Below are 14,787 nucleotides of genomic sequence, written 5' to 3' on the forward strand. Positions count from 1 at the left end.
AGCGACCGGACGGCGACAGCGTGCGGCGGGACGACCGAGTGACGAGGAGGGCGCGTGCGACTCGCGCTGGACGCACTGTTCGCCGACGTGCCCGCGGAACAGGCCGAGGAGGCCCGCGCCTTCTACGCGTCGAGGAAGGCCGGGCGCGGCCCCGCCACCCCGGAGGAACTGGCGAAGGCCCGTGCGCGGCGGTCCGCGCCGCGTCCCGCCGATCCGCCCGCCGTCGAGGAGACCGCCGAGGCCGCGGGGGCGCGCGTCCCGGTGAGAATCCTCACCCCCTCCGGCGGCCCGCCGGCCGGCGTCCACCTGGAGATCCACGGCGGCGGCTTCTACATGGACTCCGCCGCCCGGAGCGACGCCGGCAACCGGCGGCTCGCGGACGCCCTGGGCGTCGCCGTCGTCAGCGTCGACTACCGGCTCGCGCCCGAACACCCCTGGCCGGCCGCGCCGGACGACTGCGAGACGGCGGCACTCTGGCTCGTCGAGCGGGCCGGGGCCCGCTTCGGCACGTCCCGGCTGACCATCGGCGGCGGCTCGGCGGGGGCCACGCTCGCCCTGACGACGCTGCTGCGGCTGAAGGACGGGGGCGCGGCCGGCGCCTTCCGCGGCGCCGCGCTCCGCTACGGCACGTACGACCTGAGCGCCCGTACCCCGGCCGGCCGCCGCATCGCCGACGAGTACTTCCTCCGGGCGTACGCGGGCCATGTGCGGGACCGTACGGTGCCCGACGTCTCCCCGGTCTACGGCGCCCTCGACGGGCTGCCCCCGACGCTGCTGGTGGTCGGCGCGGCGGACGTGCTCCTGGAGGACAACCTCGCCATGGCGGCCCGGCTCTCCGCCGCCGGCAACGACGTGGAGCTACGGGTCTACCCCGGGGCCCCGCACGGCTTCACCGGCCACCCCACGGCCCTGGCGAGGACCGCGCTGACCGGCGTGGAGCAGTGGCTGCGCGCCCGGCTCACGGACCGCTGAGCCCGGCGCGCGCCGGAGCGCTCAGACCCCTCGGAGCCTCAGAGCGCCTCGGTGTCGACCCTGGCCGTCTCACCGGACCGGTGCACGGGCGGCAGGACGCTCCAGGGGAAGTTGATCCAGTCGTCGGTGCGCTTCCAGACGTACTCGCACTTCACCAGCGACTGCGACTTCTCGTAGATCACCGCGCTGCGGACCTCGGCGACGGCGTCCAGGCAGAAGTCCCGCACCAGCTTCAGCGTCCTGCCGGTGTCGGCGACGTCGTCCGCGATGAGGACCTTCTTGTCGGAGAAGTCGATGACGTCGGGCACGGGGGCGAGCATGACCGGCATGTCGAGCGTGGTGCCGACCCCGGTGTAGAACTCGACGTTCACCAGGTGGATGTTCTTGCAGTCCAGCGCGTACGCCAGCCCGCCGGCCACGAAGACGCCGCCGCGGGCGATGGAGAGCACGACGTCCGGTTCGTAGCCGTCGTCGGCGACGCTCTGCGCGAGTTCGCGGACGGCGGTGCCGAACTGCTCGTAGGTGAGGTTCTCCCGTACGTCGCTCATACCTGGGTCCGGTGGAAGTTCTTGAAGGAACGGGACGCCGTCGGCCCGCGCTGCCCCTGGTAGCGGGAGCCGTACCGCTCGCTGCCGTAGGGGTGCTCGGCCGGCGAGGTCAGCCGGAAGAGGCAGAGCTGCCCGATCTTCATGCCGGGCCACAGCTTGATCGGCAGGGTCGCCAGGTTGCTCAGCTCCAGGGTCACGTGACCGGAGAACCCGGGGTCGATGAACCCGGCGGTCGAGTGCGTGACGAGGCCGAGCCGGCCGAGCGAGCTCTTGCCCTCCAGCCGGGAGGCGAGGTCGTCCGGCAGGCCGATCACCTCGAAGGTGCTGGCCAGCACGAACTCACCCGGGTGCAAGATGAACGGTTCGTCCCCCACCGGTTCCACGAGCCGGGTGAGGTCCTCCTGCTCGATGGAGGGGTCGATGTTCGGGTACCGGTGATTCTCGAACACCCGGAAGTAGCGGTCGAGGCGCACGTCGATGCTCGACGGCTGCACCATGGAGTCGTCGAAGGGATCGATGCGCACCCGTCCTGCGTCGATCTCGGCCCGGATGTCCTTGTCTGAGAGAAGCACGTCCCGAGGATACGCAAGGCGCGCGGCACGACGACAACCACCGCCGCACCACGCGCCGACGCCGATGGTGTAACCACCGGCTCCCGCCCCCTTCCGAGGCGGGCCACCGCTCCCGGGCGGCTAGCGCTTCCGCCCGTTCACCGGCACCGCGCTCCGCAGCCGCGCGCAGCGCGGACATCGCACGAGCCGGCAGGGGCCGAGCCGCTCGGCCTGCTGCATCGGGAACGAGGTGGCGGTGAACACGTGCCCATCGGCACAGCGGACGACGGTGCGCTCCATCAAGTCCTTCAAGTCCCTTCCCCAAGAGCCGCGTCTGGCTTGCTGCCCTGACGACAAAAGCCACATTACGGGATCAAAGGGAGGACTCTCCAGGCGGCACTCCGGCCCACGCACACCCCTCCGCGACCGCCCCACCGTACGCCCCAACTCCGGCCCACCGCAGCCGGTTCACCCCCGGAAAGCACCACGGGCCCCAACGGCACGAACACCGGGGGCCTGCGATGCGGTACAGTGAGCGAGCATCCGGACACCGACTCGAAGCGGCGTCCGTATCACGCGGGTGTAGTTTAATGGTAGAACATCAGCTTCCCAAGCTGAGAGCGCGAGTTCGATTCTCGTCACCCGCTCTGCGAAGAAGGCCCAGGTCAGAGACCCGGGCCTTTTTGCTGTCCGTCGTGATCAGTTGTCGCGTGCCAGGTTCGTGCCAGAAGGCTTGTCGCCCGCCTTCTTGGCTGCGGCAGCCCGAGCCTTCCGGACGGTGGTGTCGAGGCCGGCGGCGACCTCCTCCTGCCGCTCCTCGTCGGAGTGCTGGTAGATCAGCGCGGCCTTCTCGGAGGACTGCCCGGCGCGGACCATCGTGTCCTTGAGGGTGGCCCCGGACAGGGTGGAGAGCGTGTGCCCCGTGTGCCGCAGATCGTAGAACCGGAAGCCCTCGGGTATACCGACGCTCTCCCGCGCCCGCCGCCACTTCCGCCCGAAGGTGCTGCGCCGGAACGGCGCTCCCTTCTCGCCGACGAAGATCAGCCCATCCGGTCCCGGCTCGGCGTAGCTCTCCAGGTGCCACCGGAGCTCGCGGCGGAGGAACGCGGGAAGAATCACAGTCCGAGTTCCGGCTTCGGACTTGGTATCGCCCTGTCGGCCGGCGCACCCGCCGTCGTGGCTGACTGTCGTCGGCTGAGGTTCGTGCCACAACCGTGCGAGATGCAGGAGTCAGCTACGGTCAACACCGGTGCTCCGCGGCCGAGTGCCCGGCCCTTCCTCGGTCAGCGAATCCGCAGTTCAGCCCGTGTTCTGGCATGCGGTCGCTGCCTACTGCGCGCCAACTTGGCAATAGGGCAGATCGTTTTGCTGTTCGACATCTCTATTTTTGCCTTTTGGGGCATTTGTTGCACTAGGAGCTCGTAACACGATCTTGCTGAAACGTCCTGGTTGGCCGTGACTGGTGTGAGGATTCGGCCGTTCGTGAGCGTGTGACTACCCAGCCGTGGACCGTAGACGATGACTTGTGGGCGCTGATCGAACCGTTACTGCCGCCGTGGCCGGAGCGGTCCCCGGGGCCACGACCGGTGGCGGACCGGCTCTGCCTGCAGGGCATCCTGTACGTCCTCCACAACGACATAGCCTGGCAGCTCCTGCCCTTGGAGCTGGGTTTCGGCTCGGGGCAGACCTGCTGGCGGCGCCTGGACCGGTGGCAGAAGGCCGGGGTCTTCGAGCAACTGCACCGATTACTGCTCGCCGAGCTGAACGCGGCCGGTGAGCTCGACTGGTCCCGCGCGTGCGTGGACGGCTCCCACGTCCGCGCGAAAAGAGGGGTGCCGCGACCGGTCCGTCGCCGGTCGACCGGCGGAAGTCGGGCAGCAAACACCATCTGATCTGCGACGGCAGGGGCACCCCGCTGCACGTCATCACGACCGCCGCCAACGTCAACGACATCACCCAGACCCTGAACCTCATCGACGGCATCCCGCCCATCGCCGGGCGGCCCGGCCAGCCGCGCCGACGCCCCGACTCTGTCCTGGGCGACAAGGCGTACGACTCCCGGGCCGTCCGGCGCGAACTGCGCAAACGCCGGATCGTGCCGGTGATCTCCCGCAAGGGCGCCCCGAACATCAAGGGCCTGGGCAAACTCCGCTACGTCGTCGAGCAGACCTTCGCCCTGCTCCACCAGTTCAAAACGCCTTGCCATCCGCTGGGAACGCCTCCCCGAACTCCACGACGCCTTCCTCTCGTTGGCCAGTAGCCTGATCTGCTGGCGGCGGCTGAAGAAGACCAGATCATGAACCTGGCACAGGCTTCTAGGATTTTCGGCTCACGATTGAGTTGGCGTATGACGCGAGATCGTGGACCAAAACCTGCAGTCGCCGTCTTCTGAGCGTGCCCAGAAGCGGGAGGGCGTGCTGGTAGGTTGCTGACCAGGTGATGTTGGTGCCGCCGTGGGGTGCTCGAGCCAGGTCCACAGACCCCCGATGAGACGCGAACAGCCCGGCGGCCTGTTCGTAGCTGAACCGCTGGTCGGGAACCAGCTCAACAATGCGCTCGCGGCAGCACACCCGTCCAAGGCGGGAACGGATGGTGCGGAGGTCATCTACGCGTGCCGGTCGCTCGACCCCCGCGGGCAACTCCCACTGGACCTCGTAGTAGGAGGTCCACGCCGGCCAGGATTCTGCATCCAGGAGGGCGGCGTAGACGAGAGCGGCAGGTGCGGATGAGTGCGACGTAGCAGTAACAGCGAGGGACGACACCCGGCAAGGCTAGACCGTGTCCCGCCATGATCGTGTTACGAGCTCTAGGTGATGTCAAAACGGTTCCATCTGCAAGGTGTTGGGCGCCGGGGTGCAGACTGGGGCGATGGTCGATCCAGCAGGCGTCGCCGCTTCGTCTTTGGCGAAGGCGGTCGGCAGCATTGTCACGAAGCAACTCCAGTCCAAGGCCGGCGTTCGACTCGGTAGCAGGGACGAACGACGCCAGGTGTACGCGCGTTTCCAGCAAGCGGTGACTGAGGCGTACACCATGATTGCTGTTGTCCATTTGGAACAGCGCCTGCACACGGTTTGGTTTCGGAACGGGCGATGGCCTGTGTCGTACCGCCCGTGGGCGGTCAACGAATCCACGCGCAGGGCGTTGGCCGCGACGCGGGCCTCCCAGAGCGAAGTGCTTCAGGCGTACTTGGACCTCCGGCTCGTCGCTAACCCTGCGCCTCTGCAAGCTGCCAATCACGTCTTGGATCGCCTCAACGAGGTACTCGAAACGAGGATTGGCACCAAACTTGACGAACAGGCAGCTGCGACCAGCAGAGTTGCCGAAGCGCAGCGGGAGTTCGTCGATGTCTGCCGAGATGACCTGTGGTACCTACCAAAGCGCTGGCAGGTATATCGAGGCGCCTGGTGGACGAGTCAGAGGTGGGTGCGTCGGTTGCTTCGGAAGCCGCTTTCCTGACCGGCGCCCAGGAGCAGCGACGCCTTCAGCTTCCCAAGCTGATTTCACATGTCAGCACCGACCAGTAGCCTGCGACGATCAGCCGTGGCCACGCCTGGAGGTTCCGTGGAAGCTCTCATCAGTCCTGACCGGTTGTGGTCGGCGCAGGAGGTCTTGGTGCGCCCGAGTCCTGTCCCGGCGGCGGCAGGGGTCTACGGGTGGCACTTCAAGCAGCCGCCGCACCCAGATCTGGGCGCTGGGCGGCTGCTCTACGTCGGAATAGCCCCGCGGTACATGGCGAATCGGACTAGTACCCAGAACCTACGCAAGCGGGTGCGCTACCACTACCGGGGCAACGCGGCAGGCTCGACGCTGCGGCTCACCCTCGGAAGTCTGCTCGGACTCGAGCTGCGCCGCGTGGGTAGTGGTAAGCGGATGACCTTCGGCAAGGCCGGCGAAGCCGCCCTGAGCCAGTGGATGGCGGACAACGCACGGGTGTGCTGGATCGAGCAAAGCGAACCGTGGACCCTGGAGTCACAGCTCATCTCTCAACTCGACCTTCCGCTGAACCTCGACCAGAACCGCCACAACGCCTTCCACAGTCGCCTGAAGGAGATACGGGCCCAAGCCCGTCAGCGAGCAAGGGAGCTGCCCATCAGCTCATAGGCCGCCGAGCGAGCCACCGGGCCGTTCTCTGGGCCGTCCAAGGACGCCCAACGGCGGCCAAGGACGACGACCAAGCGCATGCGTCCACCGTGCCTGAGCAGCGAAACGCAGGTCACCAAGATCCCCGACAAGACCCAGGGCAAGAAGACAGTTCTTGACTGGCGCATGAGTTCGGTGAGCTGGCATGTCTGGCGGAGACGGTCGACCAGGTTGAATCGCAGCCTAGTCCAGTCAGCCATTCTCGTGCGGGCCGTTGACTTTCAGCAAAATCCTGCGCTGCCAACGTTCCATCCGTCAAAATACAACTACAGGCGTTCCAAACAAGGTCGGCATTCCCGGATTCCGGAAGGTGATCATGATCGGACAGGTTGCGGTAGATGAAGCGTCCATCATTCAGGCTTTGCGAAGAGTATTCCAATTCGATGAAACTCAAAGCGGAGATTTCACCCTGCATACACCTATTCGAGTAACTCGCGAGAAATCTGTAACTGGCACAAGTAGCACCGAAATATCCGCCATCGCAAAACGCCTCAACGAGGCAAAAAAGAGAGACGAAAGCTCCTTCCAATGGGAAAACGAAGCAGAGTTCTCATTGGTTTCGCTTGATCAAATCGGCGCCTTCGATAGATTCTTCGAAGACAGGGAATTTACGGGACAGGGAGACAACCCTGTGACTTTCAGATTTGGTAGGCCATCCCGAGAGTTCGCCGTCTACCTACTTTGCACCGTTATGCAAAATGATTTGTTCATGAGGTCAGGAAGAGGAAGGATGATACTGAATCGAATCAGAGGCGGCGATCATCGATCCCTGGATTTGCCGCTACGGCCTAGATCGTCGCGGCAACCGCTCGAAGTCGAATCGCTTTTTGATGTCATTGCGGAGGGTTTGCGCGCTACAACTTTGCGCATTACTGCCACCAAAGCTAACTCAGACTTTGAGACACTTGCTAACTCTTTCCTATTCCACGCCGCTTACAACATCGACGCGGCGGCCCGGATCGGCCTAGAGTCGTGGTTCCGACCCCAGACTATCCAGCGGAACCAAAGGACCCAAGCTGACACCCTTGAAGCACCTAGGCAAACGTATGACACGGACCTAGTGCACCACTATCTCATGGGCGTAGCGGCAGAAATTCCACTGCTAGAATACCTGGCCTACTACCACATCGCCGAACATTTCTTCGACAAGGTCTTTAACGAGGACTTGGTGAATCAAGTTCGATCGAGTATAGCCGACCCCTCTTTCTCGGCTCGTCGAACTAAAGACATCCAGTCGGTAATCCGGATCGTTACAAAGGTTCAGCGCCAAGTCAAGAATGAAGGTGGCGTGAACGAGCAACGGTCACTGCAATTGGTGCTCGACAGATTCGTCGATGTGCCCCGCCTTGCCGCCGACCTCGACGCTTACGACGCCACCTTGGTCGACTACTACAACAACAACGAAGCCCCCTTCGCTGGCGCAAACAAGGTGAACTTTCACGGGGCAGATGAGGATGTCACACGAGGGGCGATTGCAAAGAGGATTTATAAGGTGAGGAATGCTCTAGTGCACGCTAAAGAGGGTGAACTACCGAAATATGCACCGTTCGCACATGACGAGGAGCTGGCGCGCGAAATTCCTCTAATGCGGTTTACGGCTGAGCAGATCGTCATCGCCCATGGAAAGGTCCTGTGACTCTCCGGGCATCCTTGCGGTGCACGCTGGATGCCAGCCGAGTACTGCGGCAGTCAGCACCCGGCGATGGAGCGCTGCATGACCACCGACACACCGGCTTATCCCGAGGTCAACCCGTGCGGTCCAGCGGCCTGGTTCTCTCCCAGCGGGAGGACGATGACGGGCGGATCTGCCGGACACTGTGGAGGTGTACCGGTCGACACACCTGGTGGCGTGGGGTCGACCGGCCGGAGGAGCCATTGGAGCCCTGTTCGATGCCCCAGCAGTTGCGCTGACATCCAACGCTGACATCAACGACCCGGGACGGCGGCGACACGCCGCGCCCGCGCACGGCAATGGTGCACGAGGCGAACCATGACCGGGCCGAGGGAAGATCGAACTCCTAAAGCGGTGCTCACCTTCCACTCAGGGCCAGGGCGTGAAGTCGGCGGACAAGTTGAGGTGGAAGGGGGATCTTGAAGCCGTTGGAATCCAGCCCTCGCACAGGGCGCGTTCAATGGCTCGGGCAACGTCGGACGGCAGCACCGCTTCAGCCTCGCGCCCGATCCAGTTGCTCGGGTGCGCCTGACTGGTGGTGACCACGAGCGTTGTCCCCGGAGTGTCCGCGTGCTCGACCGCGTACGTGCACGGTGACCAGGCCAGGCCCTGAAAGTAGGTCGGCCGGCGTCGCAACCGCCAGCGGTAGGCCGTGCCATCCACGACGATGCGCCGTGCGCCCTTACGCCCCAGTGCCATGACTCCCCCTCAATATGGAGGATGCTAGCGACTCCAGCTCTGCCGTCCGTAGAGGGCAGACGTGCCAGACCCGTGCCAGATCGTGCGGGGAACCACGGGGAACACCGGGTACCGGTCCAACACGCAATCGGACGCTGGCAGCGCTCCCGCCCAGGTCATCCGGACAATCGCCCGTAGATCACCTCAGCTTCCCAAGCTGAGAGCGCGAGTTCGATTCTCGTCACCCGCTCCACGGAGAAGGCCCAGGTCAGAGACCTGGGCCTTGTTGTTGTGGGTAGTGATCAGCGGCTGCGTGCCAGAAGCGTGGGCTCCAGGAGTTCCGGGGGCTTCTCCCACCGGAAGCCGCTACCCCGTCGGCGGGCGCACAGGTGAGGTCTTCGGGCCCCTCGAAGTGCGGGACGAGCTGGCAGGACCGTATCGACCAGCTCGTCAAGGACACCACCGACGCCGACGCGGGCGTCGAGGTCGCCTTCAACGCCGTTGTCGTCGACCCGACCTCACCGACGGCACCACCAACGGCTTCAACGGCCAGGCCCAGGACGACATCGAGAAGTACGAGGCCGAGAACGCCAAGGACATCGCCACGAGGATCGCGGGAGGCGAGAAGGTCTCCGCCGCGCGACTCGCCGAACTGGACCGTGCGTTCCGGGGACAACGGCAAGAGCAGAGAATTCACGCAAACCCTCCTCAGCGGTCTTGGCGCTTCGGGCACCATCGAGCTGGCCAACCGGCTCAGCACGCTCAGCCACGGCGGCAAGGACAGGGGAACGTTCGCAGCCCTTCAGAAGGGCTTGGCCGACTCCCTGGCGACGGCGACGAAGGGTCCCGGCTCTGCTTTCTCCGAGAAGTTCCTCGCCGACATGCGGAGAGCCGGTGTCCAGAAGTTCGACCTCGACGTCGCCGCCCAGAGAGTCCCGGTCGGTGTCGGACACGGTCAGCCAGTGCGGGGCTACCAGAGCCTGGTCACTCTGATGCAAGCGGGCGACGGGTACTCCGGGCACTTCCTCAAGGACCTGGCCACCGACATCCGGGCCGTCGAAGACAAGAAGCAGGGTGGGGACCCCGACGTGTGGGACCTCAGCGGCGGCTTCGGCGGAGAGGATGTCGGCTGGTTCGCCGATGATCCGCTCGACGGAGTGCTGGGCATCATGGCCAAGGACCCTGGTACGGCGACCGGTTATCTCGACCCGGGCCCCGACGGGAAGAACGACAACCTCACGTACCTGCTCACGGAGCGGGATTGGCACCATGTCGACACCACCCGCTGGCAGGGCAAGGTCGAGGTGACGGGTGAGGACACGTTCGACCAGGACGTACGGACCGGACCGGGGCTCGCGCTGGCCGCCGGCTCCACGGGCGACGTGGCGGGAGCCGACGGAACCGCGTTCGGTCGCCACACTGCCGCGCAAGCCCGCGTCATGCACGGCACGGTCAACCTCCTGGACTACGGACACATTGACGGCACGTTCGGTGAGGACAGGAAGGAACCGCGCACCGGGAAGGCCGACGAGCTGCCGGCCCGTGAGGAGTACGCCGCCTTGCGCGGGCCCCTCTCCCAGGCACTCGCCGACTACTCACCGGATGTCGTGGAGGCCATCAACGGCGATGCCCCGGGTGGTCGCGCCGGAAAGGTGGGCGTCTACGAGAATGGCGACGATTCCCAGATACAGAACAGCCGCAGCAGTCTGATACGCATCATGCGTGGCGTATCGGAAGCAGACGATATCGGTGGACCTCTCTCTCAACAACTGGCTGGCGGGAGTACAGGTGGAAGAGGGGGCTTTGGCCAAGGAGGAGTTGAACCGGAGCAACGACGTGGCGCAGGACGGCACCGACCGCTACTTCGACAAGTGGGGCGAGGAACGAAGTCTGGCCCCGGAGATCGCCAAGGACGCGGCCGGCGAGGCCCAGCAGAGCTATGTTTCCGGACGGCAGACCGCGTACGAAGCTTTGCGGTCCCGCTGAACCCACGCCCGAGACAAGGAATCGATACGCACATGGCCACCAGTGCACGCAGGAAGAAAACACTGCTCATCACTGCGGGAGCACTGGTTTCCGTCAGCGCTCTCGTCTCGGCGCACATGTGGACGCACGGGCTGCCCTGAATTCCTCGGGCCGGGTCTCGGAAGGGCGCGTACAAAGCTCCCCCGACAAGCCGGAATTCACCTGCGTGATCGAGCGCGCCAGCCGCATCCCCGGGCATGGGGACCAGCAAATCACCCTGAAGACCGCGAACGAGCACGTGCCCTTCCCGTACACCACGCATGTGTGGAAGAAACCCGGCGCACGTTCCTACTTCAAAGGCGAGACGAACGGAGCCGTGACGCCCACCGGCGGTTACGTCGTCCTGCCGAAGTCGTGCTGGAGCAAGGTGGGCAACATACGGGGGCCCTCGCCGTCCCGCCCGACGGTGACAGTGTGTCCGCCGTCGAAGCCACCGTGACGAAGGGCGAGGCCGACCCAGAAGGGCTGGCCCGCCTTCTGACCCGGGTGGCCCGGAAGGTCGCCGCGGACGCCGGATGCGCCACTCCGGCGCTGAAGGAGTCACCGGAACTCGCCCCACCCGACGACGTGGGCACGACGGACGTCGGGAAGGTGTGCGGAGTGCCTGGCTTCTCCTTGCCCGACGACGCCGTGATCACCGGTGTCGCCGAGCCCGATCAGGAGCAGGTCAGCAAGGACGCGGAGGACGTGTGGGCGTGCGATCTGGCCCTGGCCGGCAGTGCCGGGGGCGCCGTCTCCTTTGCCGCGACCTCGGACCGGGACATGGTCGACGCGGCCCTTCAGGACACTTACGGTTTCCGCGAGCTGCCCGACGGTCACGGTGTCGCCTCCCTCGACCAAGCCGTTCTGCACTGCGCCGAAGGCGACGTGCACTTCGCCGTTCACTGGAACAGCGAGTACACCGGCGCCCTTTCCGACAGGCACGATCGGGCCTCGAAGGTTCGAGGGGACACGTTCGCCGCCTTCGTCGCCTCAGCCGCCGGCCTGTATTCCTGTCCCGACGTCACGCTTGCGGAAAGCTGAGACGGCGGAAGTGCGGGCAGGGGACGCCAGTACGTGGTCGGGTGTGAGTTCCTGACGGCGTGCCGGGTGGGGCTGAGACCGGCACGTCGGCCCTTCGTGCTCATGCCGGGTCGGGGGAGCGTGTCGGAGTACAGTGATCTTCGCTCTCGTTCCGTCGTCCATCGAGGTGGCCATGGAGTCCCCCGACACGCCCTCGGGCGGTTGTGCCGAGGTTCAGGTCACCGCCGCGTCGCCCGAGGTCGCACGGCGGGTGGCGGAGGTTCTCCGTCGTTGCTTCGCCAGTACCGAGCAGCGCAGTTATCCCGCCGGTGACGGGGGCGGGACCCGTCTCGAACTCACCGTGGACACCACGCGCGCGGCGGGGCCTGCCCGCTCCTGGCTGGAGTCCAGCCGCCGTGACGGCGACGCCGACCAAGGGCCCGGACGGGACTGAGACCGTGCCTCGCCGGGGCTTCGGAGGCCGGGCGTTTCCGGTGGGGTGCTTCCGGTAAGGGGCATTCCGCGCTGTCGGGGAGTACTCTGAGGTCATCGGGGGCTCTCTCACACCGGCTCCGCTGCCGGTCTCGTTCCCGGTGAGCAGCTCCGGGCGGGTCGTCCGCAGGCGGAGGTCCGGAGACAGGTGTCACACCATGCCCCTGAGCACTATCGCTTCCCCGCCGTCCGTCGAGCCCTTCAGGACTCCGTCCGCCCGCCTCTCCCTGAGGCAGGTGAGCCCTTCCCGCGCGCGGCCCGGTCCGGACGGCGCCTGGTGGCCGCGTACCCGCGACCTGGCGCGGGAACTCTGCGAGCTGGCCGACGTCCTCGATCCGCTGTGGGGACGGATCACCCACGTCGCCGCCAACCCCCGCCACTGGTCTCCCGTCCCGAGCGGCACCGTCCTCGTCAACGAGCACGAGGTGAGGGTCGACTGGTTCGTCCAGGGCCTGAACCCGCACCGGATCCTCCTGCGGTCCTACTCCGCCGGGCGATGGGACCTCCTCGTGGTACCGCCACGAACCGCCGCGCCGTCGGCCGCCCGGCTGATGGCCGCCGCGAGTGCGGGCCGGAAACGGAAGCCGCCGGGCCGTCGCCACGCGGATGACGGTGTGGCTGCGTGACGGTGTCGCGGTGTCGCGGACGCGGGCGCGGTTGGCGGACGGTGGCCCGCGGCGCCTCTCCGGGGCGGTGAACGCCGCACACCCGAATGCCCGGCTCACCGCCGTACCGCCTTCCTCGGAGTCGTCGCCGCCCCACGTGTCGGCGATGCGACGCGTGGCTCGGCGGGAGACCATCGGTGTACTCGTGTGCGCCGGTTTCGGCGGCGCGCACGCCCGCGATCCCGCGCGACCGTGTCACGGCTTGGAGGGCGGCATGACGGACGGTGTGAGTCGCGGGGCGGGCGACGAGCCGGGCTTCTGGCAACAGGTCGTGGAGCAACTGCAAGTCGCCGTCGGCATCGTGGACCCGACCGGACGGGTCCTCATGGTCAACCCGGCCGGCGAGCGGCTGCTGGCCCGTACCGAGGCGACGATGCGGGACAGGAACATCCACGACCTGCTGCACCGTGACACGGACGGCGGCAGAATCCCGCGTGAGAGCTGCCCCCTGCTGCGGACGCTGGCCGAGGGAACCGCGGCGAGCGGGGAGAGCGAGACCTGCCTGCGGGGCGACGGCCGGCGGGTCTCGTTGGCCTGGTCCGCTTCTCCGCTGCCCGCGGGGGGACCGGCCCGGGGCATGACCGTACTGTTCACCGACATCACGAAGGACCGAACCGCGCGTCGGGAGCGGGTCGCCTACACGAGCGCTCTGGAGGATCTCGCCGGACGGCTGACCCTGGTGGCGGAGATCACCGATGTCCTCGGTCAGACCCTGGACACCGACGAGGCCCTCAGCCGGCTCAACCGCCTCCTGGTGCCCCGGCTCGCCGACTGGGCCGCGGTGGACCTCCTGGTCGGCGCCGATCAGGTCCACCGGGTGGCGGTGACCGGTCCGGACGGCAGGGACACCGGCCAGGAGGACTGGCGCGGCGGGCTCCCCCCGGCCGGTGAGGCCGCCTCCTCCCCGCTGGTCCAGGTGCTGCACGGGGGCGAGCCCGTCCTCCAGACCCCGTCGGAGGCGAGCACCGCGCCCGGCTCTCCCCCTCCCTCTCCCCCTCCCCCTCCGTCTCCCTCTCCGTCTCCCTCTCCCCTGGCCGCGGTCCACAGCGACTTCCTGCGGGCGGTACGAGCGACGTCCGCCGTCTCCGTCCCGCTGGGAGCCCCCCAGCAGGTCGTGGGCGCCCTGACACTGGCGCGTGTCAGCCCCGACCACCCCTTCGACGCGGCTGACCTGGAGGTGGTGGCCGACATCGGCCACCGGGTGGGGCTCGTCATCGACAACGCGCGCCGCTTCGGCCGTCAGCGCGCGATCGCCGAGGCCATGCAGCGCAACCTGCTCGCTCCGCTGCCCCGGCACGGCCGGCTGCGGCCGGCCGCGCGCTATCAGCCGGCCCCGGCCGGTTCCCAGGTCGGTGGCGACTGGTACGACGCCTTCGTGCAGCAGGACGGCGCGATGGCCCTGGTCATCGGCGATGTCGTGGGGCACGATCTGACCGCCGCCGCCGGCATGGCCCAGCTCCACGGCATCCTGCGCTCGCTGGCGTGGGACCACGCCGGTTCACCCGCCGCCGTCGTCGACCGGCTCGACATCGCCCTGCCCGCCATCACCACCGTCCCCATGGCCACCCTGATCCTGGCCCGCGTCGAAGGCCCGGACACCGGTCCGTGGACGCTGCGGTGGTCCAGCGCCGGACACCCGCCGCCCCTGCTGCTGACCCCGGACGGACGGGCGCGCTACCTGGAGGCCGGACAAGGGCTCCTCCTCGGCGCCGGGCCGGGGAGGGGAGAGCCGAGGCCCGACGGAACCGAGCCCCTGCCCCCCGGCTCCACCCTCCTGCTCTACACCGACGGCCTGGTCGAAGTCCCCGGCAGCGACCTGGACACCGGGCTCGACCGACTGCGCCGTCACGCCCTCGCGCTGGCCGGCGAACCGCTGGACACGATGTGCGACGAGCTGCTCTCCCACACGCCCCCCGGCAGCACCGACGACGTGGCCCTGCTCGCCCTGCGCCTGCCGCCGGCGTGACGGCACGGGGCCCGCGCCTTCCGGACGGCGGTGGCGTCGGGTCGCTCCCCGGGGGAGGGGCGGTGAGCGCCGCCGG

Annotated in this window: 14 protein-coding genes, 1 tRNA gene and 2 pseudogenes; 11 read left to right on the plus strand and 6 right to left on the minus strand. The window is 67.2% G+C overall.

Going from position 1 to position 14,787, the window contains the following annotated elements:
* The first annotated feature begins 54 nt into the window (after window positions 1-54).
* A complete protein-coding gene (locus tag J5Y05_RS13330) occupies window positions 55-972 on the plus strand; it encodes an alpha/beta hydrolase fold domain-containing protein (RefSeq protein ID WP_210871916.1) in 918 nt (305 codons plus the stop codon).
* A 38-nt stretch (window positions 973-1,010) separates the two neighbouring features.
* On the opposite strand, the gene J5Y05_RS13335 is transcribed toward J5Y05_RS13330, so the two are convergent.
* The 3 genes from J5Y05_RS13335 to J5Y05_RS13345 form a co-directional block, all read right to left on the minus strand.
* The gene (locus J5Y05_RS13335) at window positions 1,011-1,520 is read right to left on the minus strand and encodes a phosphoribosyltransferase (protein ID WP_210871918.1); all 510 of its coding nucleotides are present in this window, start codon (window positions 1,518-1,520) and stop codon (window positions 1,011-1,013) included.
* The gene (gene dcd, locus J5Y05_RS13340; protein WP_210871919.1) at window positions 1,517-2,092 is read right to left on the minus strand and encodes a dCTP deaminase; all 576 of its coding nucleotides are present in this window, start codon (window positions 2,090-2,092) and stop codon (window positions 1,517-1,519) included. Before dcd ends, J5Y05_RS13335 begins: the two co-directional genes overlap by 4 nt.
* Before the next feature lie 120 nt (window positions 2,093-2,212).
* The gene (locus J5Y05_RS13345) at window positions 2,213-2,383 is read right to left on the minus strand and encodes a hypothetical protein (protein WP_247614623.1); all 171 of its coding nucleotides are present in this window, start codon (window positions 2,381-2,383) and stop codon (window positions 2,213-2,215) included.
* Window positions 2,384-2,647: 264 nt separating this feature from the next.
* Here J5Y05_RS13345 and J5Y05_RS13350 point away from each other — a divergent pair.
* A tRNA-Gly gene (locus J5Y05_RS13350) sits at window positions 2,648-2,718 on the plus strand.
* 52 nt (window positions 2,719-2,770) lie between these two features.
* On the opposite strand, the pseudogene J5Y05_RS13355 reads toward J5Y05_RS13350, so the two are convergent.
* A pseudogene (locus J5Y05_RS13355) lies at window positions 2,771-3,223 on the minus strand (site-specific integrase); the annotation flags it as partial.
* 338 nt (window positions 3,224-3,561) lie between these two features.
* On the opposite strand from J5Y05_RS13355, the pseudogene J5Y05_RS13360 reads away from it, so the two are divergent.
* A pseudogene (locus J5Y05_RS13360) lies at window positions 3,562-4,371 on the plus strand (IS5 family transposase).
* Between the two features lie 15 nt (window positions 4,372-4,386).
* Here the strand turns inward: J5Y05_RS13360 and J5Y05_RS13365 are convergent.
* Entirely contained in the window at window positions 4,387-4,833 is a 447-nt protein-coding gene (locus J5Y05_RS13365) for an SRPBCC family protein (RefSeq protein WP_210871922.1), read from the minus strand.
* Between the two features lie 106 nt (window positions 4,834-4,939).
* Here J5Y05_RS13365 and J5Y05_RS13370 point away from each other — a divergent pair, with 106 nt between their 5' ends.
* From J5Y05_RS13370 to J5Y05_RS13380, 3 genes are all read left to right on the plus strand, one after another.
* Window positions 4,940-5,527, plus strand: a complete 588-nt coding sequence (locus J5Y05_RS13370) for a hypothetical protein (RefSeq protein ID WP_210871924.1) — start codon at window positions 4,940-4,942, stop codon at window positions 5,525-5,527.
* 105 nt (window positions 5,528-5,632) lie between these two features.
* Window positions 5,633-6,172: a GIY-YIG nuclease family protein gene (locus J5Y05_RS13375; protein WP_372450485.1), complete on the plus strand. Its 540-nt coding sequence runs from the start codon at window positions 5,633-5,635 to the stop codon at window positions 6,170-6,172.
* Between the two features lie 253 nt (window positions 6,173-6,425).
* Window positions 6,426-7,847, plus strand: a complete 1,422-nt coding sequence (locus J5Y05_RS13380) for a hypothetical protein (protein WP_210871926.1) — start codon at window positions 6,426-6,428, stop codon at window positions 7,845-7,847.
* 405 nt (window positions 7,848-8,252) lie between these two features.
* Here the strand turns inward: J5Y05_RS13380 and J5Y05_RS13385 are convergent, their stop codons facing one another.
* Window positions 8,253-8,582, minus strand: coding sequence for a hypothetical protein (locus J5Y05_RS13385; RefSeq protein ID WP_210871928.1), 330 nt, complete (start codon window positions 8,580-8,582; stop codon window positions 8,253-8,255).
* A gap of 368 nt (window positions 8,583-8,950) precedes the next feature.
* Between J5Y05_RS13385 and J5Y05_RS13390 the strand changes: the two genes are divergently transcribed.
* From J5Y05_RS13390 to J5Y05_RS13405, 5 genes are all read left to right on the plus strand, one after another.
* On the plus strand, window positions 8,951-10,687 hold the full coding sequence (locus tag J5Y05_RS13390) for a DUF6571 family protein (protein ID WP_210871930.1): 1,737 nt from the start codon (window positions 8,951-8,953) through the stop codon (window positions 10,685-10,687).
* A 313-nt stretch (window positions 10,688-11,000) separates the two neighbouring features.
* Entirely contained in the window at window positions 11,001-11,609 is a 609-nt protein-coding gene (locus J5Y05_RS13395; protein ID WP_210871932.1) for a hypothetical protein, read from the plus strand.
* Between the two features lie 172 nt (window positions 11,610-11,781).
* Window positions 11,782-12,042 carry a hypothetical protein gene (locus J5Y05_RS31815; protein ID WP_247614699.1) on the plus strand — a complete coding sequence of 87 codons (261 nt, stop codon included), beginning with the start codon at window positions 11,782-11,784 and terminating at the stop codon, window positions 12,040-12,042.
* Window positions 12,043-12,238: 196 nt separating this feature from the next.
* Window positions 12,239-12,706, plus strand: a complete 468-nt coding sequence (locus J5Y05_RS13400) for a DUF5994 family protein (RefSeq protein WP_210871934.1) — start codon at window positions 12,239-12,241, stop codon at window positions 12,704-12,706.
* Between the two features lie 253 nt (window positions 12,707-12,959).
* Window positions 12,960-14,711, plus strand: coding sequence for a SpoIIE family protein phosphatase (locus tag J5Y05_RS13405; protein WP_210871937.1), 1,752 nt, complete (start codon window positions 12,960-12,962; stop codon window positions 14,709-14,711).
* Window positions 14,712-14,787: the final 76 nt, after the last annotated feature.

Source organism: Streptomyces tagetis (genome assembly GCF_018069565.1).
GTDB lineage: Bacteria > Actinomycetota > Actinomycetes > Streptomycetales > Streptomycetaceae > Streptomyces > Streptomyces tagetis.